Consider the following 25,234-nt stretch of genomic DNA (forward strand, 5'->3'; position numbering starts at 1 on the left):
CGATGAACCGTGAACTCAAGCGCGTGAGCATCGTCGTCCTGACGATGTTCGTCGCCCTCTTCCTCTCCACGACCACGATCCAGGTGATCCAGGCGGACGCGCTGTCCGAGGACTCGCGCAACACCCGCACGCTCTACGAGAGCTTCTCGACCGAGCGCGGAGCGATCCTGGTCGACGGCCAGCCGATCGCCTCCTCCGTGCCGAGCGACGACCTGTACAAGTTCCAGCGCCAGTACGCGAACGGGCCCCTCTACTCGGGCGTCACGGGCTACTTCACCCTGAACCAGGGGACGACCGGCATCGAGCGCTCGCTCAACGACTACCTCTCCGGCACCTCGAACTCGCAGTTCTTCGACGAGATCGACAATCTCGTCTCGGGCCAGGACCCCACCGGCGCGTCCGTCGAGCTCTCGATCGACCCGGTCGCGCAGCAGGCGGCCTTCGACGCGCTCGGCGACTACACCGGCGCGGTCGTCGTGACGGAGCCGGCCACCGGCCGCATCCTCGCGATGGTCTCCAAGCCCACCTTCGACCCCACCTCCCTCGCGTCGCACGACACGAACGACGTGCTGGCCGCGTACCAGGCGCTGAACGACGACCCGGGCGATCCGTTGATCAACCGCGCCATCGGCGGCTCGCTGAACCCGCCCGGCTCCGTCTTCAAGCTCGTCGTCGCCTCGGCGGCGCTCGAGTCCGGTCGCTTCACGCCCGACTCGAGCTTCCCGAACCAGCAGGCGTTCACCCTGCCCGGCACCAGCACCCAGGTCACGAACTCCGGAGGGGGCCTCTGCGGCCCCGGGGACACGGTCACGCTCGCCACCGCGGTGAAGCTCTCCTGCAACGTGCCGATGGCCGAGATGGGCGTGCAGCTGGGCGCCTCCGCGATCCGCGAGACGGCCGAGAAGTTCGGCTTCGACACCGAGCTCGAGATCCCGATGTCGGTCGAGGCCAGCACCTACCCCGCGACGACGGACGACGCGCAGACCGCGCTCACCGCGTTCGGCCAGTACGAGGTGCGCGCCACTCCGCTGCAGATCGCGATGGTCTCGGCGGCGATCGCGAACGGCGGCGAGGTGATGGAGCCGAGTCTCGTCGACGTCATCCGCTCGCAGGATCTGAGCGTGCTGGAGCAGTTCGAGGAGAACCCGCTGGGCCGCGCCGTGAGCGAGGAGACGGCGGACGCCGTGAAGGCGATGATGGTCGCCAGCGTCGAGGACGGCGCCGCGACCAATGCGACAATAGGTGGCGTCACCGTGGCCGGCAAGACCGGCACAGCCGAGAACGGCGGGGACGACCCCTACACCCTCTGGTTCACCGGATTCGCTCCTGCGGACGATCCGCAGTACGCCATCACCGTCCTCGTCGAGAACGGCGGAGGACTCGGACAGAACGGGTACGGCAATCTTCTCGCCGCACCCATCGCACAACAGGTACTAGAGGCGGTGCTGAACAAATGAGACCCACCACAGGCCTCACCTTCGGGGGACGCTACGAACTGCAGTCCAGGATCGCCATCGGCGGCATGGGCGAGGTGTGGCAGGCGACGGACCTGGTGATCGGCCGGACCATCGCGATCAAGATCCTGAAGGACGAGTACCTCGGCGATCCGGGCTTCCTCGAGCGCTTCCGCGCCGAGGCCCGCCACGCCGCGCTCGTCAACCACGAGGGCATCGCCAACGTCTACGACTACGGCGAGGAGGACGGCTCCGCGTACCTCGTCATGGAGCTCGTGCCCGGCGAGGCCCTCTCGACCGTGCTCGAGCGCGAGCGCGTGCTCTCGACCGACAAGGTCCTCGACATCGTCGCGCAGACCGCGCTCGCGCTGCACGCGGCCCACGCCGCCGGCCTGGTCCACCGCGACGTGAAGCCGGGCAACCTGCTCATCACGCCCGACGGCCGCGTCAAGATCACCGACTTCGGCATCGCCCGCATCGCCGACCAGGTCCCCCTCACCGCGACCGGCCAGGTCATGGGCACGGTCCAGTACCTGTCGCCGGAGCAGGCGAGCGGCCAGCCCGCGTCGCCCGCCACCGACATCTACTCGCTGGGGATCGTCGCCTACGAGTGCCTCGCCGGGCGCCGTCCGTTCACGGGCGAGTCGCAGGTCGCCATCGCGATGGCGCAGATCAACGACACTCCCCCGGAGCTGCCCGTCACGGTGGCCGAGCCGGTGCGCAACCTCGTCTACTCGTGCATCGCCAAGAAGCCCGCCGATCGTCCGGCCACCGCCGCGCACCTGGCGCGGGCCGCGCAGGCGCTGCGCACCGGAGACGTCCGCGGTGCGGCCCTCGCGGTCCCCGCCGTCGCGGGCGACCTGCCGACCACGCAGGCGACCACGGTCCTGCCCTCGGCCGCGGGCGCCACCCAGGCCACCACCGTGCTGCCCTCCAACACGGCGGCCGTCGCCGCCGGCTCGCTCGTCGGCGCCCCCGAGCTCCTCCAGGACGAGGTCGAGGAGCCGCGCAAGCGCAGCCCGTGGACCTGGCCGCTGATCGCGCTCATCGTGATCCTCGCCATCGTCATCGGCGGCACGATCTTCGCGCTGACCACAGGCGACGGCGACCAGGCCGAGCCGACGCCCACCGTCACGCAGACCCAGGCCCCCTCCCCGACACCGACACCCACTCCGACGCCGACCCCCACGCAGACCTCGAATCTCGTCCCCATCAACGAGGACGACTTCACGAACCGTCCCTTCGAGGACGTCGAGGCGGAACTCGGCGCGCTGGGCATGGGCGTCGAACGGGTCGACGGCCCGAACGCCGAGACCAGCGAGCAGGTGGGAACCGTATCGAGCCTCACCCCCACGGCCAACGTCGCGCGGGGCACCACGATCCGGGTCTCGGTGTTCCTCGAGGTCGCGACTCCGGATGCTCCGACGGCGGTGCCGACCGTGACTCCGGCCGCGTCGAGCGTCGACGCCGGTGCGACGTTCAACGTCACCTGGAGCAACTACAACCAGTGCCCGAGCGGCACCTCGGTCTCCGGCTACCGCGTGACCGCGACCGGCGAGGGCGCCTCCGTCACGAGCACCAACCCGTCGAACTCCACCACGGCGGCGATCCAGGCCGGGCCCGCCGCCGGCTCGATCGACATCACCTACACGGTGATCTGCGGAGAGACGGAGTCGGCCGCCTCGCCGACCCTGACGGTCACCGTCGACGCCCCCGCTCCGACTCCGACGCCGACCCCGACCGGATCGAACTCGGCCACCTCGTCGCCCTCCAGCCCGCCCGAGGAGTAAGCCGCAGGAGCGAGTCCGCGACGGGCCCGGAGGAGCGATCCTCCGGGCCCGTCGTCGTGCCCGACGCGTCCAGCGGGATCACGTCGGACCCGCGGGTACACTTGCCGTGGCTCCTGCGGGGGCAGGGCCATACGGGATTCAGGGCGGGAGCGCACGCGTGACGGAAGAGGGTCGCCTGATCGCGGGACGGTATCAGGTCGGGCCCCGGCTCGGACGCGGCGGCATGTCCGAGGTCTACCTCGGCACCGACACCCGGCTCGGACGCACCGTGGCGATCAAGGAGCTCAAGCTCTCGCTGTCCTCCGACTCCGCGTTCCGCCTGCGGTTCCGACAGGAGGCCCAGTCCGCCTCGCGCATGTCGCACCCCACCATCGTCCGCGTCTTCGACGCCGGCGAGGAGGTCACCGTCGACGAGCAGGGCGCCGAGTCGCGCCGCCCGTTCATCGTGATGGAGCACATCGAGGGACGCCTGCTCAAGGACGTCATCGCCGAGGGCCCGGTCGACGTGGACGAGGCCGTCCGCATCACCGAGGGCATCCTCACCGCGCTCGAGTACTCCCACCGCGCCGGTGTGGTCCACCGCGACATCAAGCCCGGCAACATCATGCTGACCCCGTCGGGCCAGGTGAAGGTGATGGACTTCGGCATCGCCCGCGCCGTCTCCGATTCGGCGGCGACCGTCGCCCAGACGACCGCGATCCTCGGCACCGCCGCCTACTTCTCGCCCGAGCAGGCGAAGGGCGAGCAGGTCGACGCGCGCAGCGACCTCTACTCCGCGGGCATCGTGCTCTTCGAGCTCCTCACCGGGCGGGCGCCGTTCCGCGGCGACACCCCGGTGGCCGTCGCCTACCAGCACGTCAGCGAGACGCCTCCCGCGCCGAGCTCCATCAACCCCGCCGTCAGCCCCGCCCTCGACTCGATCGTGGCCCGGGCGCTGTCGAAGGACCGCTACGAGCGGTTCCAGGGGGCGGCCGAGTTCCGCGACGACCTCCGCGACGCCGCGGCCGGCCGCCTCGCCGAGCACCGGCCGATCGACGAGCTCACCACCTCGCTCTTCGCCGCGCGCAGCCAGGGCGGCATGAACGACTCCGAGCTCGCGCTGCGTCAGCTCGCCGAGGACAACTCGGCCGTGCGCACGCAGCGCCGCCCGCCGGTCCTCTGGATCTGGTCGTCGATCGTCGTGCTCGCGGTGATCGTGGCCGCCCTGGTGATCTGGGTGCTCACCCTCCAGCCCACGACCACGCTCCCCTCGCAGTCGCGCGAGGTGCCGACCCTCACGGGCACGAGCTACGACAGCGCGCAGTCGACACTGACGGCGCTCGATCTCGTCCCGAGTCAGGTCACCGAGTTCAGCGACTCCGTCCCGGAGGGCGAGGTGGTCCGCACCGATCCCGGATCCGGCACCATCGTCGCTCCGGACACCGTGATCCGCGTCTACGTCTCGCAGGGCGTCCAGCCCGTCGCCGTTCCGGGCACCGCCGGCACGAGCCTCGGCGAGGCGATCGCCGCTCTCACCGGGGCGGGCCTCGCGGAGGGGTCGCAGACGCGCCAGAACTCCCCGACGATCGCCGCCGACGTGGTGCTCTCCACCACTCCGTCGGCGGGCGAGCAGGTCGTCCCCGGCACGCCGGTCGATCTCGTCGTCTCCTCCGGCACGGTCGTCCTGCCCGATCTGGTCGGCCAGTCGCTCAGCGCGGCTCTGGCGGCCCTCGAGGCCGAGGAGCTGCAGCTCGTCGGCGTCGAGGCGCCCGACGAGTCGTGCGAGTCGGTGCGGGCGAACCCGCCGATCATCACGCAGTCGCTCGCCCCCGGCGAGGTGCCGCAGGGCTCCACCGTCGAGCTCGGGTACTGCGCCGGCTGACGGAGTCGGGCCGACCGAGGAGCACGGGGCCGGCCCCGGCCGCCGCTCCTCGGAGGGGCCGCGACGAGCAGACATTCCGCATCACCCGAGTCGGAGGCGTGCCCAGACGACTGCGCCCGGTCTCAGGCGCGGCGGGCGTCGACCAGCGGCTGCTCGAGGCGGAGCAGGTCGCTCGACGCCGCCGACTCCGCCGCAGGCGAGATCCTGCCCCGGATGTCGCTCGGAGTGAGCCCTTCGCGGCGCTTCAGAGCCCGGCGCAGATGATCGGCCGAGGAGAACCCGGAGGAGGCCGCGATGGTCTCGAGCGGCACCTCGCGCGGACGACGCCGCAGCAGCTCGACCGCACTGGCCACGCGGGCGCGCTCGATCTCGCTCGCGACCGTGGTGCCGGCGTCCTCGAACAGGCGCTGCAGCGAGCGGGTCGAGACGTTCACCGCGTCGGCCACCGCCTCAGGGGTGCAGCGCGGGGTGCGGTGCGTGCGGTCGATCACGGTCCTCGCCCGCCCCAGGGTCGCGGCCCGGATGCTCGTCGCACCCGACTGCGCGCCGTGCGAGGCGAGGAACGCGCTCACCAGCAGCTGCTTCACGACGTGGGCGAAGTTCGCGAGCTCGGCCTCGCCGGGGACGCCCGTTCCCGACTCCGCCGCGAGCGCGAACGCCGTCGTGAACGCGGCGGCCGCGCGCGTGGTCCGCGCATCGGGATCGAGCGCGTGCACGCCCGAGCTCGTGTCGAAGCCGTAGCGGCGCATCTCGTCCGCGCGGAGGGAGACCTGCAGCAGGCTCACGGGCGTCGTCGACTCCGTGGTGAAGGTGGTCGTGCCGGGCTGGTACGAGATCGAGCCCGGACGCAGCAGAGTGGTGCGCTCCGGACCGACCATCCGCACGAAGCCCTCGAGGAGGAACGAGAAGGTGAGCACCGAGGAGTCATCGGCCCCCCAGGTTCCGCGCAGGACCCGGAGCGGGGAGGAGGTGATCAGGACGACGCTGACGTCCTGGGAGCCGAAGCCCGAGCCCGTGATGCGAGGCACCGTTCCCGGCTTCACGACGATGCGCGGTCCGAGGCTCTCGAGTTCCCGTATGCCCGTGTACGCCCAGGAGATCTGTTCCACCATCTGCGCCCCCGGATGTGTCGTTCCGGCAGTCGATCCCCTTGCCGGATGTCCTCCGATTATGCCGGGAAGGACTACCGCATCCTCCGCCGGAGGCCCGTCAAAACACGCCAGCAGGCCGGTCGACGGAGCCTCGCATCGTGCGGGACGACGCCTGTAGATCCGCGGATCGCTCCCCTCTATCCGACATCCATAGCGCATTTCAGGCGCAATCCGCTCGGGTCGTGGCGGGCGAACGCGTCCCCACTGTGGGGGGCAATTCGATGACCGGGACCTCGCCGCGCACGTCGCGAACGGACGGGGCGCCGAGGGCTTCTACGCCGGGAGGTCCGCCACGGGAGGAGCCGAGCGCCGTGCTCCCACCTCCGTCAGCCAGTTCTCCAGGAGCGCGCGCCCGTGGGGCGTGAGGACCGATTCCGGATGGAACTGCACGCCCACCACCGGCGCGGAACGGTGCCGGAGGGCCATCACGACGCCCTCGGACGACGTCGCGGTCACCTCGAGCTCCGCGGGCAGCGAGGTGCGCTCGACGGCCAGCGAGTGGTAGCGCATGGCGTCGAATACGGAGGGGATGCCCGCGAAGAGCGCATCCCCCCTGTGCTCGACGGGCGAGGTGCGCCCGTGGAGCGGCTCGGGCGCCTCGCCGACGCGCGCGCCGAGCGCGTGCGCGATCACCTGATGGCCGAGGCACACGCCCAGCAGCGGATGCGCGTGCTCGACCGCGTGCCTCACGAGGGCGACCGACGTCGGCACGTCCTCGGGTCGTCCCGGCCCCGGAGAGACGAGCACGGCGTCGACCGCCTCGGCACGGCGGATCGCCTCGGGCGCCGCGAGTTCGGCGCCCTCGACCACCTCGACCTCGGCCCCCAGCTCGCGCAGGTACGCGACCAGGGTGAAGACGAAGCTGTCGTAGTTGTCGACGACGAGGATCCGGATCACCGCGCGCTCCTCGGCCTGCTCACTCCTGGACGGTGACGTCCCGGTCCAGGACCAGCGACTGCACCCACGGGAACACCCACTCGGCGAGGGCGACGAGGACCGCCGCCACCAGGACGAGGACGATCAGGAGCCGGACCCACCAGGGTCCGGGCAGGACCCGCCACAGTGCCGCATACACGTCAGCCCTCCTCGGCGACCGTGGCCGCGATCTCGGCGGGCGGACCCGCGGAACGGGGCTGCCACGACTCGAGCACGCCGTAGGCGATGATCCGCTCGGCCGTCGAGTAGAGCGGGTTGCAGCTGGTCAGCGTGATCAGCCGGTCGGTGGGAGCGACGTCTGTCGTCCACGGCACCGGGTCGATGACCTGCACGTCCGACGGCTGCACGTACTCGAGGTTGCGGAAGCGGTAGGTGTACCAGCCGTCGGCGGTCTCGATGTAGATCGCATCGCCCAGCTGCAGCTCGTCGATCAGGTGCATCCCGCCGCCGTAGGCGCTGCGGTGCGCGGCGAGGGCGAAGTTGCCCACCTCGCCCGGCATCTGCGTGGTCGGGTAGTGGCCGATGCTGCCCTCGTCGAGGACGTTCGCCGCGTCGACGCCCTCGGCGATCGTGCGCACCCATCCCTCGCCGTACCTCGGGATGTACAGATTGCCGAACGAGGCGTCGATCGCCGACGCCGGAGAGACGACGGGCGCCCCGAAGTCGACCGGAGCACCCTCGGCAGCGGGCGGGAGCTCCGCGGAGGGCAGCTCCGACGACTGCGGTCCTCCCCAGCTCTGCCGCAGCTCCGCGGCCTCGGAGGTCTGCTGATTGGCGATGACGGCGTCGTTCCACCACAGCTGCCAGCCGAGGAAGAGGAGCACCAGCACCCCGGCGGTCATCAGGAGCTCACCCACGACTCCGAAGAACGAGAGGCGGCGCCGCGGACGGGCGGCGGTGCGCGTCGATCGACGCCGCCGAGGGGCGTCGGAGGGCTGCGGGGCGGACATGGCTCGAGTCTAATCGGGCAGTTCCCGCGGGCTCCGGCCTCCTCGGCCGCCTGGGGAGACGCCCTCCGCGCCCTGTGGAGAACCGGTGCCGCGGCTCGTCGAGGGCACCCCGCTCCCGGTCCGAGGGCTCGGCCCGGTACAGTGTTCCCCATGGCACGAGCGACGAAGAGCCCGAAGCCGGAGCGCGACGAGGCCCGGACCGGAGAGAACTCCCCCAACCCGGTCTGGTTCAAGCCGGTGATGTTCGGCTTCATGCTGCTCGGACTCGCCTGGATCATCGTCTTCTACGTGAGCCAGGGCCTCCTGCCCATCCCCGATCTCGGCAACGTCAACATCCTCATCGGCTTCGGGATCGCCTTCATCGGCTTCCTGATGACGACCCGCTGGCGCTGACCGCGCCCCTCGCGTGAACGACGCCCCGTCCGGACCTCCGACGGGGCGTTCGTCGTCGGTGGCGCGGTTGCGGGCCGCCGGCTGCGTCTTCGCCGAGGAGGAGGCCGCACTCCTCGAGGAGGCGGCGCACTCCGAGGAGGAGCTCGAGCCGCTCCTGCGGCGCCGCGAGACGGGCGAGCCCCTCGAGCAGATCCTGGGGTGGGTCGAGTTCCGCGGTCTGCGGATCGGGATCGCTCCGGGCGTCTTCGTCCCCCGGCAGCGCACCGCGTTCGTCGTGGATGCGGCCCTGACCGTCCTCGGGGACGCCGTCGGAGGCGGTACCACGGTGCTCGACCTGTGCTGCGGCTCCGGCGCCATCGGTCGCGCCCTCCTCGACGAGCGGAGCGGTCTGCGCCTGCTGGCAGCCGACGTCTCCCCCGAGGCCGTGGCGTGTGCGCGAGCGAATCTCGCCGGACTCGCGACGGTCGTCGAGGGCGATCTCTTCGATGCCCTGCCCACGGGTGAGCGCGGCCTTCTCGACCTCGTCGTCGTCAACGCCCCCTACGTGCCGACGGAGGCGATCGCGCTGATGCCGCCGGAGGCGCGTCTGCACGAGCCGACCGTCTCGCTCGACGGTGGGAGCGACGGCCTGGTGCTGCACCGACGCATCGCCCGGGAGGCGCCCGCGTGGCTCTCTCCGGGCGGTGCGGTCGTGATCGAGGTCGGCCGGGAGCAGGCCTCCGTCAGCGCCGCGGCGTTCGCCGACGCGCGCTTCACCGCTGAGGTGCGGAGGGACGACGAGCGGGACGCGACGGTCGTCGTGGCTCGGCTCGTCCGAACTACACGCCTGTAATTATCCCCAGCTGTGCAAACTCCTGTGGAAAGACGGGGGCGGCGCGCGCATCCCCGGGATCCCGCGGCTCCCGAGAGCGATCCGCATCAGGACGCGGCAGGATCGAGGGCCCCCGACCACCTCGCTCGGGGTCCGCGGAATGACAGCCGCGTAGTTCTCCCCATTGTTAACAACCCTGTGGATAACTTTCTCCCCACCTGGGGAGGGTGCCTGTGGAAGAACCTCTCGAGCCGGTTACGTCGCCTCGCGCCGCAACCACTTCGACCGGTTACTCCGCTGTTCCGGCACTAACCGCACGATGCGGTTACGACCGGCGACAAGCATCCTCCTGCTGGTCAGGCAGCCGCCCCGAGCACGTGTCGAGCGGAGGAGCCGCGTCGCGTCCCGGTGAGTGGGCGAAGGAGTGCCTGCCCGTCAGCTCGTCGGCCGAGTAGCACCGCAGGGGCGTCCCGGGACCCGCGTCCGCACGCGGATCCGGGTCATCGTCCGGCCTTCCGGTGGATCTCGAGACGCCCGCTGCGCGGGATGGTCGATCAGCAGGCTGCAGCCGACCCGGGTGGTGACTTCTCCTCAGAGACCCCGCCCCGCCCTCGCGGATCGCGGCCGACGAGCGCCTCAGCCCAGGAGGTACGCTCCCGCGGTGATCGCGACCAGGCCGGCGCCGATCAGGCCGACGAGCAGGTTCTGCGTCCGGCGCTGCGCACGCTGCCGCGTCTTCGTGAACACGAGACCGATGAGCGCGCCGGCCACGAGGCCGCCGACGTGCGCCTGCCACGCCACGTTCATCCCGGGCAGGAATCCGATGACGAGGTTGAGGCCGACGAGCACCAGCAGCTGCGACGCCTGGCCGCCGAGGTGCCGGAGGATCACCAGATAGGCCCCCATCAGGCCGAAGATCGCTCCGGAGGCGCCGATGACCGTGGTGAGCGGGCCGGCCAGCAGGAGGACGCCCACGGATCCCGCGAAGCCGCTGAGCAGGAAGAGCGCGAGATACCGGCCGCGGCCGAGCATCCGCTCGAGCGCCATGCCGAAGATCCACAGCGTGTACATGTTCAGCGCCAGATGGAACGGGATGACGAAGAAGACGGACGTGCTGTGGAGGAAGACCGAGGTGAGCATCCGCCATGGCTCGAATCCGGCGCCGAAACCGGGGAGCGTGTAGGCGGGGACGTACGCCAGCCCGCCGATGACGAGGTTGCCGACGACGGGGAGGACCTCGAGGATCCAGAGGAACACGCAGAGGGCGATGATCGCGTACGTGACGGTCGGCTGATCGGCGCGGGTCATGGCGCGGACCCTCGAGACCAGCGGGCTGCGCGTGCGGGGGGCCTCCGCGCGTTGCTGCGCCATGTCGTCGGGGCAGATCACTCCCACCGGAGCCGGCGTCTGGCACTCGCCGCAGATGGTGCGGCCGCACCGCTGGCAGCGCACGAAGCTCTGCCGGTCGGGGTGGCGGTAGCACGCGTACGCGCTGGTCGGCGGGACCTGGGTCACGGATTCGCCTCCGGGGAGAACGAGGGCCGGATCCAGACGGACCCGGCCCTCGAGGAGAAGGTGGAAGAGGGGATCAGACCTCGGTGATCTCGACGCTCTCGATGACGACGTCCTCGAGCGGCTTGTCGCGGCCGTCGGTGGCCACGGTCGACAGGGACTGCACCAGCTGCTTCGACGCGTCGTCGGCGACCGCGCCGAAGATCGTGTGCTTGCCCTGGAGCCAGGTCGTCGGCGCCACGGTGATGAAGAACTGCGAGCCGTTGGTCCCGCGCCCCGCCTGCTTGCCGGCGTTGGCCATCGCGAGGATGTACGGCTGCGTGAAGTCGAGCTCGGGGTTGATCTCGTCGTCGAACTGGAAGCCCGGGCCTCCGATGCCCTGGCCGAGCGGGTCGCCGCCCTGGAGCATGAAGTCCGGGATCACGCGGTGGAAGACGGTGCCGTTGTAGAGCGGCTCCTTCGTCTTCGCGCCGGTGGCCGGGTGGGTCCACTCGATGTCGCCGGTCGCGAGACCGACGAAGTTGCGGACCGTCTTGGGAGCGTGATTCCCGTAGAGGTTGACGACGATGTCGCCCTTGTTGGTGTGGAACGTCGCGACTGCGGTGTGCAAAGGCATGGGGGGATTCTCGCACAGCGCGTATGTAGGGGTCCCCTGTGCCCGGTGTCAATGCGCTGGGTGCGCGATGCGGAGCCGGATCGATGAGTGGCAGTATTGAGGAGTTCGCTGCTCGTAGCCGATGGAGGACCACACATGGGTCTGTCACGTAAGCACAAGAAGGATCTCAAGCGCCTCCGCAAGAACGCCGAGGCGGTCTGGAGTGAGCAGCAGGAGGTGCTGGCGCACGCGGCCTCCGTTCTCGAGAAGAGCCGCGCTCACGCCGCCAAGTACGCGAAGAAGGAGCTCGTCCCCTTCGCGAAGGACACCTACCAGTCGCGGGTGAAGCCCGTGTACGACAACGGCGTCCACGCGGTCGAGGGCACCTACTCCTCGGCTCGCGACACCGTGCTGCACAAGGTCGTCCCGACCTTCGCCGCTGTCGGAGGAACCGCCGCTGCCGCGTTCGAGGCGGCCAAGGACTCGAAGAACCGCGCCAAGCTGGGCGAGATCTCGAAGGCGCGCTGGGAGGAGCTGACCACTCCCCCCAAGAAGAAGTCGGGCGCCGGCACGGTCTTCGCCATCGGCGCTGCGCTCGTCGCGGTCGGCGGCATCGGCTACGCCGTCTGGCAGACGTTCCGCGCGGACGACGAGCTGTGGGTCGCCGAGGACGAGCCGGCCAGCGCCGCGCAGTCCGCGGCATCGACCGCCTCCTGATCCTCCCCGTCCGGCCCGGACTCCGCCTCGCGGGGTCCGGGCCTGCCGCATGTCCGGAAGCGTCCGGAGTTAGGCTTCTGCCGTGGATATCCGTGTCGCCGCGTACGGCGTGATCATCGACGGGGACCGCATGCTCCTCGCGCACTGGAGCCAGGGACCCTGGCAGGCGTGGACGCTGCCCGGCGGCGGCATCGACGAGGGCGAGTCCCCGGCCGACGCCGCCGTGCGCGAGATCTTCGAGGAGACCGGCTACCACTCCGAGCTCGAGGCCCTCATCGGGGTCGACTCCCACGTGATCCCGGCGCACCGCCGCAGCGACCCCGAGGCCGGCCCGCTGCACGCCATCCGCATCGTCTACCGCGCCCGCATCACCGGCGGAGAGCTGACCCACGAGGTCGACGGATCCACGGACGCCGCATCCTGGTTCCCCCTCGGCGACGTCGAGGCTCTCGAGCGGGTCGAGCTCGTCGACGTCGCGCTCGGCATGAACGAGGCCTGGCTCGTCCGCTGACGGGAATCGCACGCTCCGCCGGCACGTTGTCCCCCGTGTGATCGTCGAGCTGTACTCCTCCGCCTTCTGCGGCGCCTGCCACGCGGCTCGCGCGGTCCTGGAGCACGCCGTCGAGCTGGTGCCGGCGGCCGAGTTGCGCGAGTACGACGTGGCGTTCCGGGCCGATCTGGCCGAGGCGGAGCAGGTCCGCTCGACTCCGACCGTGGTCGTCCGGTCGTCCGACGGCAGTGCCGTGTTCCGCGCCGAGGGGGCGCCGTCGCTCCCCCAGGCCCTCGCCGCCCTCGCCCGGGCCCTGCCGGAGTCCGCTGCAGCCGACGCGCCGTAGGGTGGCCGGAGGAGGTCTCATGCGGCATCGCCTCGCGGTCGTGAGCGGCACGGTCGTGCTCGCCTCGATGGCCGCGGCGGCCCTCGCCGGGTGCTCGAGCGCCGAGGAGGCCAGCGCCGTCGTCGGACTCGGACGCGGGGGCCAGCGCGGCGAGGTCATCGGCGTGGTCGTCGTCTGCTCCGGAGTGGTGGACGGCCTGGATCTCGCGGTCGACGACTCAGCCCCGCTGATCCTCGGAGACGGGCTGCGCCGCATCACCCGGTGGGAGTCGCCGGACACGATCGTCGATCTCGGAGCCACGGATCTCGTCGGTCGCACGGTCTGGCCGGCCGACCCGGTCGTCGAGCGGTTCGCTCCCGGTGTCGACTACGCGCTGAGCGCCTATGCGGAGGACCGTCCGATGTCGGCGCGACCCGTGGTGTTCCGCGCGGAGCAGTTCGACACCCTGTCGGTCGGCGAGATCATCGTCGGCGACGTCCGTGACGAGACGTCGGAGGTCCTGTCGGTCGAGAACTTCCTCGGACTGGCCTGCGAGGGCGCGTGACGGCCATGGTCCCCCACCCGCCCCACCGACAAGGGCTGGTGCGAACCCGTTTATATTCTATGTTAGGACCTGATCCTTTAATATGATGGTGTCATGTCCAGTGATGCAGAATCGGCCGGAGTCATGACGGCGTGGCCGTCCACTTCCTACGAGACCAGGCCGTGGACGCCCACAGGCGACGAAGTCGGATCCCGGCGACGCATACGAGCTGCTCACGGACCGTACCTCGCCGCAGTACCGCCTCTCATCGCAGCCCGTGATGTGACGCTCCCTGCCGACCTCGTGGCTCTCAGCGAGGACGCAGGCCGCGAACTAACAAGGTTCGACACAGAAGTCGGAAGCCTGGCTGCGCCTTTCGCGTCGATCCTGCTCCGCACGGAGAGCGCATCAAGCTCGGAAGTAGAGAATCTCACGTCGAGCGCGAAGCAGGTCGCCCTTGCGGAGATCGGTGATTCGACGTCAGCCGACGCGAGACTCGTAATGAGAAATGCTGAAGCGATGAAGGCCGCCATAGCGCTTTCCGACGATCTCGACGCGGAAGCGATCCTCACGATGCACCGAGTGCTGCTTGAGAAGACGAATCCTGAGACCGTCGGAATGTGGCGCAGGGAGCAGGTCTGGATCGGAGGAGGAAGCGTGTCCCCGCACGGAGCTTCTTTCGTCCCGCCGCACCACGACCTCGTGCCCGAATTGATGGACGATGTCATGGAGTTCTCGAGAAGAGTCGATCTTCCCGTCATCGCACAACTCGCCATCGCGCACGCCCAGTTCGAGACGATCCATCCGTTTCCGGACGGCAACGGTCGTACAGGTCGTGCCCTCATTCAGGGCATGCTCCGCGCCGGTGGCGTGACCACCAACGTCACTGTTCCCGTGTCTGCCGGCCTGCTCGGAAGCACGGAGCATTATTTCGACGCTCTGACTGCCTACAGGGCGGGCGATCTTCGCCCGATCATCGAAACCCTCTCAGAAGCAGCCTTCTCCGCGATCTCCAACGGTCGCACTCTGGAGAAGGACATCACGCGGATTGCGGCGCGCTGGGATGAACTTGTCCGAGCCCGACGGGATTCCTCGGTTCACGCCCTCAAGCGCCTCCTCCTGCGACAACCGGTCGTCACGACCGGAATCGTCGCGAATGAGTTGAACGTGAGCTTCCCAGCAGCAGACGCCTCAGTTCAGAAACTCGTGCAAGCCGACATCCTGACCCAATCGAGCGCGGGCCGACGCAATAGGCACTTCCAATCGTCGGAGGTGCTCCAGGCGCTGGATGACTTCGGCGCTCGCGCACGCCGACAACGCCCAGGGCAGTGAATGATCGAGCATGCTGTCTGCGCCGAGAGATCGTCACGCTGCGGATGACGTCGATCCCGCTCCAGGCGATCTGCGGGCTAGGGAGCGCATGTCCGGGAACAACAGACGATGAGGAATGTGGAGCCTGGGAGAATCGAACTCCCGACATCCTGCTTGCAAAGCAGGCGCTCTACCAACTGAGCTAAGGCCCCGGGCCGGAGACGGGGCGATCCGTCTCCGAGAGCTGAACGGCCCGCCACCGCGAGGTGACGGGCCGATCGGCACGGGTGGGGGTACCAGGACTTGAACCTGGGACCTCTTCATTATCAGTGAAGCGCTCTAACCGCCTGAGCTATACCCCCGAAATGGCCAGATGAGACTCTACCTGACGAACCGCCAGAATCCCAATCGGGCCTCGGGTCCCGGCGCGTACCGGGACCCGTGCGGCTCACTGGTTGGTGAAGCCGACGAGCAGACCACCCGTGATCTTGACGCTGAGGTTGTACAGCAGCGCCACGATCGCACCCAGCGCAGTGGTGACGATGGTGTTGAGCACGGCCACGACGACCGCGAAGCCCATGATCTGGGGGAGCGAGATGATCGTGTTGAGATCGAACGCCTCCGCGCCGGCGATGTCCTGGACGAGGCCGTTGACCTGGTCGAAGACTCCGGTCTGCGCGAGCACCGTGTAGACCAGGTAGACGACGACGATCGTGATGATCGCGAGCGTGAGCCCGAGCAGGAACGAGAGCTTCACCGCCGACCAGAAGTCGACGTAGACGAGCTTCAGGCGGACCTGCTTCGCCGCCGGGCTCTTCGCGGACTTCCTGGCGAGCTTCTCGGCGACCGTGCTACTCATCTACGGACCCATCCTCCTCCGACACCGTGTCGGATTCGGGGGACGCCGCTGCGGCGTCGGGATCCTCGTCCGGGGCGTCGAGATTGCGTTCGGTGTTCTTGGCGAGTGCGATGATGCGGTCGTCCTCTGCGAATCGTGCGAAGACGACTCCCATGGTGTCGCGACCCTTGGCCGGTACCTCGGCCACGGCAGAGCGTACCACCTTGCCTCCGGCGAGGACGACGAGCACCTCGTCGTCCTCCCCCGTGATGATCGCGCCCACCAGGTCGCCGCGCTTCTCCTCCAGCTTGGCCACCTTGATGCCCAGTCCGCCCCGGCCCTGCAGGCGGTACTGGTCGACCGCGGTGCGCTTCGCGTAGCCGCCCTCGGTCACGATGAAGACGAAGCCCTCGTCGCTCACGACGTTCGCGTCGAGCAGACGGTCCTCGCCGCGGAACGACATCCCGCGCACTCCCGAGGTCGAGCGGCCCATGGGCCGCAGCGCCTCGTCGGAGGCGGTGAAGCGGATCGACATGCCCTTGCGCGAGACCAGCAGCACGTCGCTGTCCTCGTCGACCAGCAGCGCCGAGACGAGCTCGTCGCCCTCACGGAGCTTGATCGCGATGATGCCGCCGGAGCGGTTGGTGTCGTACTCCGCGAGCGCGGTCTTCTTCACCAGTCCGTCGCGGGTGGCGAGCACCAGGTAGCGCGCCGCCTCGTAGTCGCGGATGTCGAGGATCTGCGCGATCTGCTCGCCCGGCTCCAGTGCGAGCAGGTTCGCGATGTGCTGACCCTTCGCGTCGCGACTCGCCTCCTGCAGCTCGTACGTCTTGGCGCGGTACACGCGTCCGGTGTTCGTGAAGAAGAGGAGCCAGTGGTGCGTGGTGGTCACGAAGAAGTGCTCGACGATGTCGTCGGCCTTCAGCTGGGCGCCACGGACCCCCCGACCGCCGCGGTGCTGCGCGCGGTACGAGTCGCTCCGGGTGCGCTTGAGGTAGCCGCCGCGGGTGACGGTGACGACCATCTCCTCCTCGGGGATCAGGTCCTCGACACTCATGTCGCCGTCGAAGCCGAAGAGGATCTCGGTGCGGCGGTCGTCGCCGAAGCGGTCGACGATCTCGTCGAGCTCGTCCGAGATGATGCTGCGCTGGCGCTCCGGGCTCGCGAGGATCGACTTGTAGTCCTCGATCTCGGCCTGGATTCGGTCGTGCTCGTCGATGATCTTCTGGCGCTCGAGCGCGGCGAGGCGGCGCAGCTGCATGTCGAGGATCGCCCGCGACTGCACCTCGTCGATGTCGAGGAGCTCCATCAGGCCGTCGCGCGCCTCCTCTACCGTGGGGGAGCGGCGGATGAGGGCGATGACCTCGTCGAGCGCGTCGAGCGCCTTGAGGTAGCCGCGCAGGATGTGGATGCGCGCCTCGGCCTCGTCGAGGAGGAACTGGGTGCGCCGCACGATGACCTCGACCTGGTGGTCGACCCACGCGCGGATGAAGCCGTCGAGCGAGAGCGTGCGCGGGATGCCGTCGACGATCGCGAGCATGTTCGCGCCGAAGTTCTCCTGCAGCGGCGTGTGCTTGTAGAGGTTGTTCAGCACGACCTTGGCGACGGCATCGCGCTTGAGCACGACGACGAGGCGCTGACCGGTGCGTCCCGAGGTCTCGTCGCGGATGTCGGCGATGCCCGAGACACGGCCGTCCTTGACGAGCTCGGCGATCTTGATCGCGAGGTTGTCGGGGTTCACCTGGTACGGGAGCTCGGTGACGACGAGGCAGGTGCGGCCCTGGATCTCCTCGATCGAGACGACGGCGCGCATGGTGATCGAGCCGCGACCGGTCCGGTACGCGTCCTGGATGCCGCGGACGCCGAGGATCTGGGCGCCGGTGGGGAAGTCGGGGCCCTTGATGCGCTGCAGCAGCGCCTCGAGCAGCTCCTCGCGCGATGCCTCCGGGTGCTCGAGCGCCCACTTCGCACCCGACGCGACCTCGCGGAGGTTGTGCGGCGGGATGTTCGTGGCCATGCCGACCGCGATGCCGACCGATCCGTTGACGAGCAGGTTGGGGAATCGCGCCGGCAGGATGGCGGGCTCGCGGGTGCGTCCGTCGTAGTTGTCCTGGAAGTCGACGGTGTTCTTGTCGATGTCGCGGACCATCTCGAGGGCCAGCGGGGCCATCTTAGTCTCGGTGTACCGGGGTGCTGCGGCGCCGTCGTTGCCGGGGGAGCCGAAGTTGCCCTGGCCGAGCGCGAGCGGGTAGCGGAGGCTCCACGGCTGGACCAGGCGCACGAGTGCGTCGTAGATGGCGGAGTCGCCGTGGGGGTGGAACTGGCCCATCACGTCGCCGACGACGCGCGAGCACTTCGAGAACGCCTTGTCGGGGCGGTAGCCGCCGTCGTACATGGCGTAGATGACGCGGCGGTGCACGGGCTTCAGGCCGTCGCGCACCTCCGGCAGCGCGCGACCCACGATGACGCTCATCGCGTAGTCGAGGTACGAGCGCTGCATCTCGAGCTGCAGATCGACGGGCTCGATCTTGTCGTGCCCGTGGATCACCACACCGGTCTCGGTGACGATGTCCTCGCTGTCGTCCGGACCGGTGGGGGTGGTGGGTTCGTCTGCCATGATCTCTGGTCTCTCAGGTGGGTCCGGGCCCCGGGTGGACGGGGGCGGCGGTCGCGCTGGGTGTCAGTCGTTATAGGGCTGATGCGGCCCATTGAGGGCCGCCGTCACGTTGTCGAGATGGTCGCTCGCCGCGGCCATATGCCGCGGGGCTGCCGCCTTGTAGATCGCGATGCGATCTAGATGTCGAGGAAGCGCACGTCCTTGGCGTTCTTCTGGATGAAGGAGCGCCGCGACTCGACGTCCTCGCCCATCAGGGTCGAGAAGATCTCGTCGGCGGCGGCCGCGTCGTCGAGCGTGACCTGGAGGAGGGTCCGGGTGGCCGGATCCATCGTGGTCTCCCACAGCTCCTTGTAGTCCATCTCGCCGAGACCCTTGTAGCGCTGGATCCCGTTCTCCTTCGGCATGCGCTTGTTCGACGCGGCGCCGTGCGCGATCAGGGCGTCGCGCTCGCGGTCGCTGTAGACGTACTCGTGCGGCGAGTTCGACCACTTGAGGCGGTACAGCGGCGGCTGCGCGAGGTAGACGTAGCCGAGGTCGATCAGCGGTCGCATGTAGCGGAACAGCAGCGTCAGCAGCAGCGTCGTGATGTGCTGGCCGTCGACGTCGGCGTCGGCCATCAGGATGATCTTGTGGTACCGGGCCTTGTCGGGGTTGAAGTCCTCCCCGATGCCGGCGCCGAAGGCCGTGATCATGGCCTGGACCTCGTTGTTGCCGAGTGCGCGATCGAGGCGCGCCTTCTCGACGTTCAGGATCTTGCCGCGGAGGGGGAGGATCGCCTGCGTCTCGGGATTGCGGCCCTGCACCGCGGATCCGCCCGCCGAGTCGCCCTCGACGATGAAGATCTCGGAGAGCGACGGGTCCTTCGACTGGCAGTCCTTGAGCTTGCCGGGCATGCCGCCGCCCTCGAGCAGGCCCTTGCGGCGGGCGGTCTCGCGCGCCTTGCGGGCCGCCATCCGGGCCGACGCGGCCTGGATCGACTTGCTGATGATGTCCCTGGCCTGGGTGGGGTTGCGGTCGAACCAGTCGGCGAGCTGCTCGCCGGTCACGCGCTGCACGAACGCCTTGGCCTCGGTGTTGCCGAGCTTGGTCTTCGTCTGGCCTTCGAACTGCGGCTCGCCGAGCTTGATCGAGACGACCGCGGTGAGGCCTTCGCGGATGTCCTCGCCGGAGAGGTTGTCGTCCTTCTCCTTCAGGAGGTTCTTCGCGCGGGCGTACTTGTTCACGAGGGTCGTGAGCGCCGCGCGGAAGCCCTCCTCGTGGGTGCCGCCCTCGTGGGTGTTGATGGTGTTCGCGTAGGTGTGGACGCTCTCGGTGTAGGCCGTCGTCCACTGCATCGCGACCTCGAGCGAGATGCGGCGCTCCTTGTCCTCGCTCTCGAAGTCGATGATCTCGGAGTGCACGAGGTCGGACTTCTTGAGCGAGTTGATGTACTCGACGTAGTCGACGAGGCCCTTCTCGTAGTGGAAGACGTCGCCGCGGACGCCCACGGTCTCGTCCTCCCCCTCGCCGTCGAACTCGACCTCGTTCTGGTCGGTCAGCGCGATCCGCAGGCCCTTGTTGAGGAACGCCATCTGCTGGAAGCGGGCACGGAGGGTCTCGTAGTCGAACTCGGTGGTCTCGAAGATCTCGCCGTTGGGCCAGAAGGTGATCGTGGTGCCGGTCTCGTCGCTCGCCTCGCCCTTCTCGAGGGGCGCGACGGGCACGCCGTCAGCGAAGGACATCCGGTAGACGCTGCCCTGGCGCTTGACCTCGACCTCGAGCTTCGTCGAGAGGGCGTTGACGACGGACGAGCCGACGCCGTGCAGTCCGCCGGACACCGCGTAGCCGCCGCCGCCGAACTTGCCGCCGGCGTGCAGCACGGTCAGGACGAGCTCGACGGTCGAGATGCCCTCGGTCGGGTGCATGTCGACGGGGATGCCGCGGCCGTTGTCGGCGACCGTCACGCCTCCGTCGGCCCGCATGACGACCTCGATGTTGTCGCAGTACCCGGCGAGCGCCTCGTCGACGGCGTTGTCGACGATCTCGTAGACCAGGTGGTGCAGACCGCGCGGCCCCGTGGATCCGATGTACATGCCGGGGCGCTTGCGCACCGCCTCGAGGCCCTCGAGGACCTGGATCTGGCTGGCGCCGTAGTCGCCGGAGGACTTGGTCGACATCCCGGAGGACGGTGCGTCGGTGGAGCCGTTCGCGTCCAGGTCGTTCGCTGCGGGGGCTGACGTGGAGTCGGTCGGCTCAGATGTCATAGCTGTGGAGTTCTCCTCTGACGGTCCGATGCGACGCGGGGGAGGATCTGGAGATCGCTCCCGCTGCGCGAGGTCCCACGAGTGGTGGACCGCGCTGCTCCCGAACGGACTCGGGAGCGGCGTCACTGCGGTTCGGCGGCCCTCCATTCTACCGCGCGGGAGGACGATCCGCGGCGCTCTGCGGCGATCTGACGCCCTGGATCGGCGGGGTCGACCGAAAATGCGTCCTCAGCCGTAGGTGTCGCGCGGACCACGCCCTGGAATCGACCTGGGGCCCTTTTTCCAGTTCGGTACGTCAGGGCCCTGGAATCGGATCGACGCGATCCCCGCCTCGGGGTAGTTCACCGCGATGTGGTTCATGATCTCGATCCGCATGAGCCGCAGCTGCGTCGCCCAGGCCGTCGACTCGCACGCGACGCTCAGCACTCCGTCGACGACGCCCAGTGGAGTGGAGTGCTTCGCGGTCTCCTCGCCGGCGATCGCCGTCCACGACGAGATGAGGTCGCCCTGGGCGAGCGGAGCGGTCCAGTCCATCTTGCGGGTGAGCGACTCGAGCACGTCGCCGAGGTCGTGCGGGTCGCGTCCCTTGCCGAACGGGATCGCGTCGCCCTTGGGCTCCGCGCGCTCGACTGTCCTGCGGACGCGGCGCGGACCGTCGCCGCCGAACACCTCCTTGAGGTGCCGGTAGACGCGCGCGGCCTCGGTCTCGGGCGCGGGGGAGCCGCGACGAGGGGTGTCAGCCACGGGCCGGCTCCTCGGCGGCGGGCTGGGCCTCGGGTGCCGCGTCGGCCGACTGCTCGGAGTGCGCGAGGTCCGGATCCGTCGCGTCGGCCGACCGCTCCGAACCGGAGACCCCCGGCTCGGGTGCGATCGCCGCGCCACCCGGGGTCTCGGGCTCGACGATGCTGCCCGCCTCGATCCTCACGGTGTGCGCCGCCAGTGCGGCCGGCACGTCGTCGAAGACCGCCGCGGTGATGAGCACCTGCTCGTAGTCGGCGACGACGGAGGCGAGCCGCTCGCGGCGGCGCGAGTCCAGCTCCGCGAACACGTCGTCGAGCATCAGGACGGGATCGCCCATGGGGGAGTCGCGGCGCAGCAGCTCCGCGGCGCCCAGCTTGAGGGCGAGGGCGAACGACCAGCTCTCGCCGTGGCTCGCGTACCCCTTGGCCGGCAGGTCGTTCAGCTCGAACTGCACGTCGTCGCGGTGCGGTCCGACCAGCGAGATCCCGCGGTCGAGCTCCTTGCGGCGCACCGCCGTCAGGGCTGCGGCGAAGGCATCGGTCAGCCCTGCGCGCTCGACGGGTGAGCCCGGCTCGGCGCTCTCGACGGGCTCGCCGTCGTCATCGACCGCGCCCTCGATGCTCAGGCGCGAGCGCAGGACCGGCCGCTGGTCCGCCCCGGCCACCGCCTCGTAGGCGCGACGCACCGGTCCGCTCAGCTCGTCGACGAGAGCGAGGCGCGACTGCATGATCTCGGAGCCGAGGGCGATCAGCCGCTCGTCCCAGATGTCGAGGGTGCTCAGCTTGGAGACGTCGCGGATGCCGCTCGCCCGCGCCGACTTCAGCAGCGAGTTGCGCTGGCGCAGCACCCGCTCGTAGTCGGCCTGCACCGCGCTCATCCGGGGGGAGAGCAGGATCACCAGCTGGTCGAGGAAGCGGCGCCGGGCCGACGGGTCGCCGCGGATCAGGAGGAGGTCCTCCGGTGCGAAGAGGACGCTGGAGAAGAAGCGCGGCAGCTCGCGCGGCTTGATGCCGCCGCGGTTGATCTGGGCGCGGTTGGGGGAGGAGCGGTTGATCTGCACCTCGGCCAGCAGCTCGCGATCGCCGTTGCGGAGTCGGGCCCGCACCACGGCGCTGTCCCGGCCGGCCCGGATGAGCGCCTGATCGCTCGAGACCCGGTGCGACCCCAGGGTGGAGAGGTACCCGAGCGACTCGACCAGGTTCGTCTTGCCCTGCCCGTTGCGCCCCACGAAGAGGTTCGGCCCGGGCACGAGCGCGACGTCGACGGATCCGTAGTTCCGGAAGTCGCTCAGCGCCAGCTGCACCACGTGCACGTCACCACCTCCTCCGTCCCACTCTGCCCGATGCGCCTGTGCCCTCCTCCGCTGGAGCACTCGGCCCTCCGGGGCCCCTCGACCAGCGGAGGGATCAGCCGGGATCCCCGCCGCCCCGTGTCCGTGACACCGACCCGACGATCGGCCCGGCTGCTGGATCACGTGGGTCTCGATACGCCCCTGCGGGGCTACTCGACCAGCAAGCATCGAGCGCCGCCGTCCGCAGGTCGCCGGACGCGACCGGCTCTGCGGAACGTGACCGCCTCAGGAAGCCGACCGCCGCGAGGACCGGCACAGCCGGTCCGAGCCCGTCGACTCAGTCGACGGCTTTGACGCTGTGCCCGCCGAACTGGTTCCGCAGCGCCGCCACGGCCTTCATCGCGGGGGAGTCCTCCTGGCGTGAGACGAAGCGCGCGAAGATCGAGGCGCTGATCGTGGGCACCGGGACGGCGTTGTTGATGGCCTCCTCGATGGTCCAGCGGCCCTCGCCGGAGTCCTGGACGTAGCCCTCGATGTGCTCGAACTCCGGGTCCTGCTCGAGCGCACGCACGAGGAGCTCGAGGAGCCAGGAGCGCACGACCGTGCCGCGCTGCCATGCCTTGAAGGTGCCGGTGACGTCCTTGATGATGTCCTTGCGGGTGTCGAGCAACTCGTAGCCCTCGGCGAACGCCTGCATGAGCGCGTACTCGATGCCGTTGTGCACCATCTTCGCGTAGTGACCCGCGCCGACCTCGCCCACGTGGACGAAGCCCTCCTCGCGGGGTCCCTCGGGGCGCAGTGCGTCGAAGACGGGCATCGCGTACTCGACGAGCTCGCTCGGACCGCCGACCATGAGGCCGTAGCCGTTCTCGAGACCCCAGACGCCGCCCGAGACGCCGGCGTCGATGTAGTGGATCCCCTTGGGCTTCAGCAGCGCGTCGTGCTTGAAGTCCTCGGTGAAACGGGAGTTGCCGCCGTCGATGACGAGGTCGCCCTCCGAGAGCTTCTCGGACAGGTCGGTGATGACGCTGTCGGTGATCTCTCCGGCGGGGACCATGACCCACACCACGCGGGGCGCGGGCAGGGCGGCGATCATGTCGTCGAGGGAGGCGGCGTCGGAGACGTCCGGGTTGCGGTCGTATCCGGTCACCTCCACCCCCTTCTCACGGAGGCGGGAGCGCATGTTGTCGCCCATCTTGCCGAGTCCGACGAGTCCGATGTGCATGGTGAACCTTCCTGGATTCATGAGCCGGCGGGCGGGCGCTCGTCGGGAGCGGGGAGGGTCGCGACGGTGCGATCGAAGAGGGGGGTCAGCGCAGGAGCAGGTTGGGCTGCAGCAGGTAGCGGTAGCTGTCGTTGCCGGGCTGCTCGCGCGAGGTCTGGGCCGTGAGCAGGACCGGACCGGGCTTGTTGGGGTTCTCGGTCTTCGTGAACGCGATGCGCACGAACTCCGAGTGCACCGCGGCGAGCCCGTCGAGCAGGAACTGCGGTTTGAGCGAGACGACGACGTCGCCGCCCGTCAGGATCGCGTCGATGCTCTCGGACGCCTGCGCCTGCTCCGATCCGATGGCCTCGAGGGTGAGGCCGTCGCTGCTGAAGCTGAAGCGGAGGGCGGCCTCGCGCTCGAGGACGAGCGAGACGCGGCGCGTGGCCTCGATGAGGTCGCTGGTCGCCATGACCGCGTAGTTCTCGACCGAGGCGGGGAAGAGGCGCTTGACCGGAGGGAAGTTCCCCTTGATCAGGAGCGACGTGACCGTCTTGCGGTCGGCCGTGAAGGCGATGAGCTCGCGCTCGTCACGTTGCGTGATCGCGACCGAGACAGTGCCGGAGTGGCCGAACGTCTTGCCGACCTCCTGCAGGGTCCGCGCCGGCACGAGAGCGGTGAGCGGCTGGCTCGGAGCGGGGTTGTCGCCGTTGTCCCAGTCGATCTCGCGGACGGCGACGCGGTAGCGGTCCGTCGCGACGAGGCCGATGGTGTTCTCGGTGATCTCGAGCTGCACGCCGGTGATCACCGGAGTCACGTCGTCGCGGGAGGCGGCGACGGCGACCTGCGAGATGGCGGCCGAGAAGGCATCGGCGGGGACCAGCCCGGTCGACGCGTCGATCTCGGGGATCGACGGGTACTCCTCCACGGGCATCTGCAGCAAGGTGAAGCGCGCGGATCCGGCCGAGACCGTCACGCGGGACTCCTCCGTCGCGATGCGGACGGGGGCGTTGGGCAGACGGTTGGCGATGTCGGCGAGAAGGCGTCCCGAGACGAGGACAGTGCCGGGCTCCTCGACGTCGGCCGCGATCTGCGTCTGCGCCGAGACCTCGTAGTCGAACGAGGAGAGCGTGAGGCCCTCGCTCGTCGCCTCGATGAGGACGCCGGAGAGGATCGGCAGGGTGGTGCGCTGCGGCAGCAGCTTGACCGCGAAGGACACGGCCTCGCTGAAGACATCGCGGTTGGCTTGGAACCTCACGAGAACACCCCTGACGAGTCGCGGACGAAGACCGTCGCCCATCGTACCCGGGTGTCTCGCCGCGCTCAGAAGGGGTGGACTCCTCCGACCTCTCCTCGCGCCTTCCACAAGGTTGTCGTTCGCGCCCTGATTAAAGAGAGAACTGCGTTAACAGTGTTAACACGTGTGGAAACTGTGGAAAGCGCTGGTGGCCCCTACTCCC

The 25,234-nt window shown here is 69.5% G+C and carries 23 protein-coding genes and 2 tRNA genes; 10 read left to right on the plus strand and 15 right to left on the minus strand.

Going from position 1 to position 25,234, the window contains the following annotated elements; genetic code table 11:
* Positions 1-2: 2 nt before the first annotated feature.
* The 3 genes from IOC53_RS05150 (at position 3) to pknB (ending at position 5,105) form a co-directional block, all read left to right on the plus strand.
* A complete protein-coding gene (locus IOC53_RS05150) occupies positions 3-1,457 on the plus strand; it encodes a penicillin-binding protein 2 (RefSeq protein WP_207403295.1) in 1,455 nt (484 codons plus the stop codon).
* The gene (locus IOC53_RS05155; RefSeq protein ID WP_207403296.1) at positions 1,454-3,244 is read left to right on the plus strand and encodes a protein kinase; all 1,791 of its coding nucleotides are present in this window, start codon (positions 1,454-1,456) and stop codon (positions 3,242-3,244) included. The genes IOC53_RS05150 and IOC53_RS05155 overlap by 4 nt, the downstream gene beginning before the upstream one ends.
* 157 nt (positions 3,245-3,401) lie before the next feature.
* Positions 3,402-5,105, plus strand: a complete 1,704-nt coding sequence (gene pknB / locus IOC53_RS05160; protein ID WP_207403297.1) for a Stk1 family PASTA domain-containing Ser/Thr kinase — start codon at positions 3,402-3,404, stop codon at positions 5,103-5,105.
* A gap of 122 nt (positions 5,106-5,227) precedes the next feature.
* Here pknB and IOC53_RS05165 read toward each other — a convergent pair whose 3' ends face one another.
* The 4 genes from IOC53_RS05165 to IOC53_RS05180 form a co-directional block, all read right to left on the minus strand.
* Positions 5,228-6,217 (minus strand): helix-turn-helix domain-containing protein, encoded by a 990-nt coding sequence (locus IOC53_RS05165; protein WP_207403298.1) that lies wholly within the window; start codon positions 6,215-6,217, stop codon positions 5,228-5,230.
* A 312-nt stretch (positions 6,218-6,529) separates the two neighbouring features.
* Positions 6,530-7,153 (minus strand): aminodeoxychorismate/anthranilate synthase component II, encoded by a 624-nt coding sequence (locus IOC53_RS05170; protein ID WP_207403299.1) that lies wholly within the window; start codon positions 7,151-7,153, stop codon positions 6,530-6,532.
* Between the two features lie 19 nt (positions 7,154-7,172).
* Positions 7,173-7,331: a hypothetical protein gene (locus IOC53_RS05175; protein ID WP_207403300.1), complete on the minus strand. Its 159-nt coding sequence runs from the start codon at positions 7,329-7,331 to the stop codon at positions 7,173-7,175.
* A 1-nt stretch (position 7,332) separates the two neighbouring features.
* Positions 7,333-8,142 carry a class E sortase gene (locus tag IOC53_RS05180; RefSeq protein ID WP_207403301.1) on the minus strand — a complete coding sequence of 270 codons (810 nt, stop codon included), beginning with the start codon at positions 8,140-8,142 and terminating at the stop codon, positions 7,333-7,335.
* Between the two features lie 150 nt (positions 8,143-8,292).
* Here IOC53_RS05180 and IOC53_RS05185 point away from each other — a divergent pair, with 150 nt between their 5' ends.
* Both IOC53_RS05185 and IOC53_RS05190 read left to right on the plus strand, forming a co-directional pair.
* The gene (locus IOC53_RS05185; protein WP_207403302.1) at positions 8,293-8,535 is read left to right on the plus strand and encodes a cell division protein CrgA; all 243 of its coding nucleotides are present in this window, start codon (positions 8,293-8,295) and stop codon (positions 8,533-8,535) included.
* A 58-nt stretch (positions 8,536-8,593) separates the two neighbouring features.
* Positions 8,594-9,367, plus strand: coding sequence for a putative protein N(5)-glutamine methyltransferase (locus tag IOC53_RS05190; protein WP_307786072.1), 774 nt, complete (start codon positions 8,594-8,596; stop codon positions 9,365-9,367).
* Positions 9,368-9,982: 615 nt separating this feature from the next.
* On the opposite strand, the gene IOC53_RS05195 is transcribed toward IOC53_RS05190, so the two are convergent.
* Both IOC53_RS05195 and IOC53_RS05200 read right to left on the minus strand, forming a co-directional pair.
* Complete coding sequence (locus IOC53_RS05195; protein ID WP_207403304.1) at positions 9,983-10,861, minus strand: rhomboid family intramembrane serine protease; 879 nt, start codon at positions 10,859-10,861, stop codon at positions 9,983-9,985.
* A 73-nt stretch (positions 10,862-10,934) separates the two neighbouring features.
* Complete coding sequence (locus tag IOC53_RS05200; RefSeq protein WP_056868835.1) at positions 10,935-11,474, minus strand: peptidylprolyl isomerase; 540 nt, start codon at positions 11,472-11,474, stop codon at positions 10,935-10,937.
* A gap of 135 nt (positions 11,475-11,609) precedes the next feature.
* Between IOC53_RS05200 and IOC53_RS05205 the strand changes: the two genes are divergently transcribed.
* The 5 genes from IOC53_RS05205 (at position 11,610) to IOC53_RS05225 (ending at position 14,861) form a co-directional block, all read left to right on the plus strand.
* Positions 11,610-12,170 carry a hypothetical protein gene (locus tag IOC53_RS05205; RefSeq protein ID WP_207403305.1) on the plus strand — a complete coding sequence of 187 codons (561 nt, stop codon included), beginning with the start codon at positions 11,610-11,612 and terminating at the stop codon, positions 12,168-12,170.
* 82 nt (positions 12,171-12,252) lie between these two features.
* Entirely contained in the window at positions 12,253-12,681 is a 429-nt protein-coding gene (locus IOC53_RS05210; RefSeq protein ID WP_207403306.1) for an NUDIX hydrolase, read from the plus strand.
* A gap of 37 nt (positions 12,682-12,718) precedes the next feature.
* Positions 12,719-13,006, plus strand: a complete 288-nt coding sequence (locus tag IOC53_RS05215) for a thioredoxin domain-containing protein (protein ID WP_207403307.1) — start codon at positions 12,719-12,721, stop codon at positions 13,004-13,006.
* A 19-nt stretch (positions 13,007-13,025) separates the two neighbouring features.
* Positions 13,026-13,550 carry a hypothetical protein gene (locus IOC53_RS05220; protein ID WP_207403308.1) on the plus strand — a complete coding sequence of 175 codons (525 nt, stop codon included), beginning with the start codon at positions 13,026-13,028 and terminating at the stop codon, positions 13,548-13,550.
* Between the two features lie 93 nt (positions 13,551-13,643).
* Positions 13,644-14,861 (plus strand): Fic family protein, encoded by a 1,218-nt coding sequence (locus IOC53_RS05225; protein WP_242682943.1) that lies wholly within the window; start codon positions 13,644-13,646, stop codon positions 14,859-14,861.
* Positions 14,862-14,979: 118 nt separating this feature from the next.
* On the opposite strand, the gene IOC53_RS05230 is transcribed toward IOC53_RS05225, so the two are convergent.
* The 9 genes from IOC53_RS05230 to dnaN all read right to left on the minus strand — a co-directional run bounded on the left by IOC53_RS05230 (position 14,980) and on the right by dnaN (position 25,032).
* A tRNA-Ala gene (locus tag IOC53_RS05230) sits at positions 14,980-15,052 on the minus strand.
* A 76-nt stretch (positions 15,053-15,128) separates the two neighbouring features.
* A tRNA-Ile gene (locus tag IOC53_RS05235) sits at positions 15,129-15,202 on the minus strand.
* An 86-nt stretch (positions 15,203-15,288) separates the two neighbouring features.
* Positions 15,289-15,699, minus strand: a complete 411-nt coding sequence (locus IOC53_RS05240) for a DUF3566 domain-containing protein (protein WP_207403309.1) — start codon at positions 15,697-15,699, stop codon at positions 15,289-15,291.
* Entirely contained in the window at positions 15,692-18,295 is a 2,604-nt protein-coding gene (gene gyrA / locus IOC53_RS05245) for a DNA gyrase subunit A (RefSeq protein ID WP_207403310.1), read from the minus strand. The genes IOC53_RS05240 and gyrA overlap by 8 nt, the downstream gene beginning before the upstream one ends.
* 176 nt (positions 18,296-18,471) lie before the next feature.
* A complete protein-coding gene (gene gyrB, locus IOC53_RS05250; protein ID WP_242682961.1) occupies positions 18,472-20,451 on the minus strand; it encodes a DNA topoisomerase (ATP-hydrolyzing) subunit B in 1,980 nt (659 codons plus the stop codon).
* A 315-nt stretch (positions 20,452-20,766) separates the two neighbouring features.
* On the minus strand, positions 20,767-21,282 hold the full coding sequence (locus IOC53_RS19415; protein WP_207403312.1) for a DUF721 domain-containing protein: 516 nt from the start codon (positions 21,280-21,282) through the stop codon (positions 20,767-20,769).
* Positions 21,275-22,591: a DNA replication/repair protein RecF gene (recF, locus tag IOC53_RS05260; protein WP_207403313.1), complete on the minus strand. Its 1,317-nt coding sequence runs from the start codon at positions 22,589-22,591 to the stop codon at positions 21,275-21,277. The genes IOC53_RS19415 and recF overlap by 8 nt, the downstream gene beginning before the upstream one ends.
* A gap of 316 nt (positions 22,592-22,907) precedes the next feature.
* Positions 22,908-23,795, minus strand: coding sequence for a phosphogluconate dehydrogenase (NAD(+)-dependent, decarboxylating) (gene gnd, locus IOC53_RS05265; protein ID WP_207403314.1), 888 nt, complete (start codon positions 23,793-23,795; stop codon positions 22,908-22,910).
* 85 nt (positions 23,796-23,880) lie between these two features.
* Positions 23,881-25,032 carry a DNA polymerase III subunit beta gene (gene dnaN, locus IOC53_RS05270; RefSeq protein WP_207403315.1) on the minus strand — a complete coding sequence of 384 codons (1,152 nt, stop codon included), beginning with the start codon at positions 25,030-25,032 and terminating at the stop codon, positions 23,881-23,883.
* Positions 25,033-25,234: the final 202 nt, after the last annotated feature.

Origin of the sequence: Rathayibacter sp. SD072 (assembly GCF_017355185.1) — a bacterium.
Lineage (GTDB): Bacteria > Actinomycetota > Actinomycetes > Actinomycetales > Microbacteriaceae > Rathayibacter.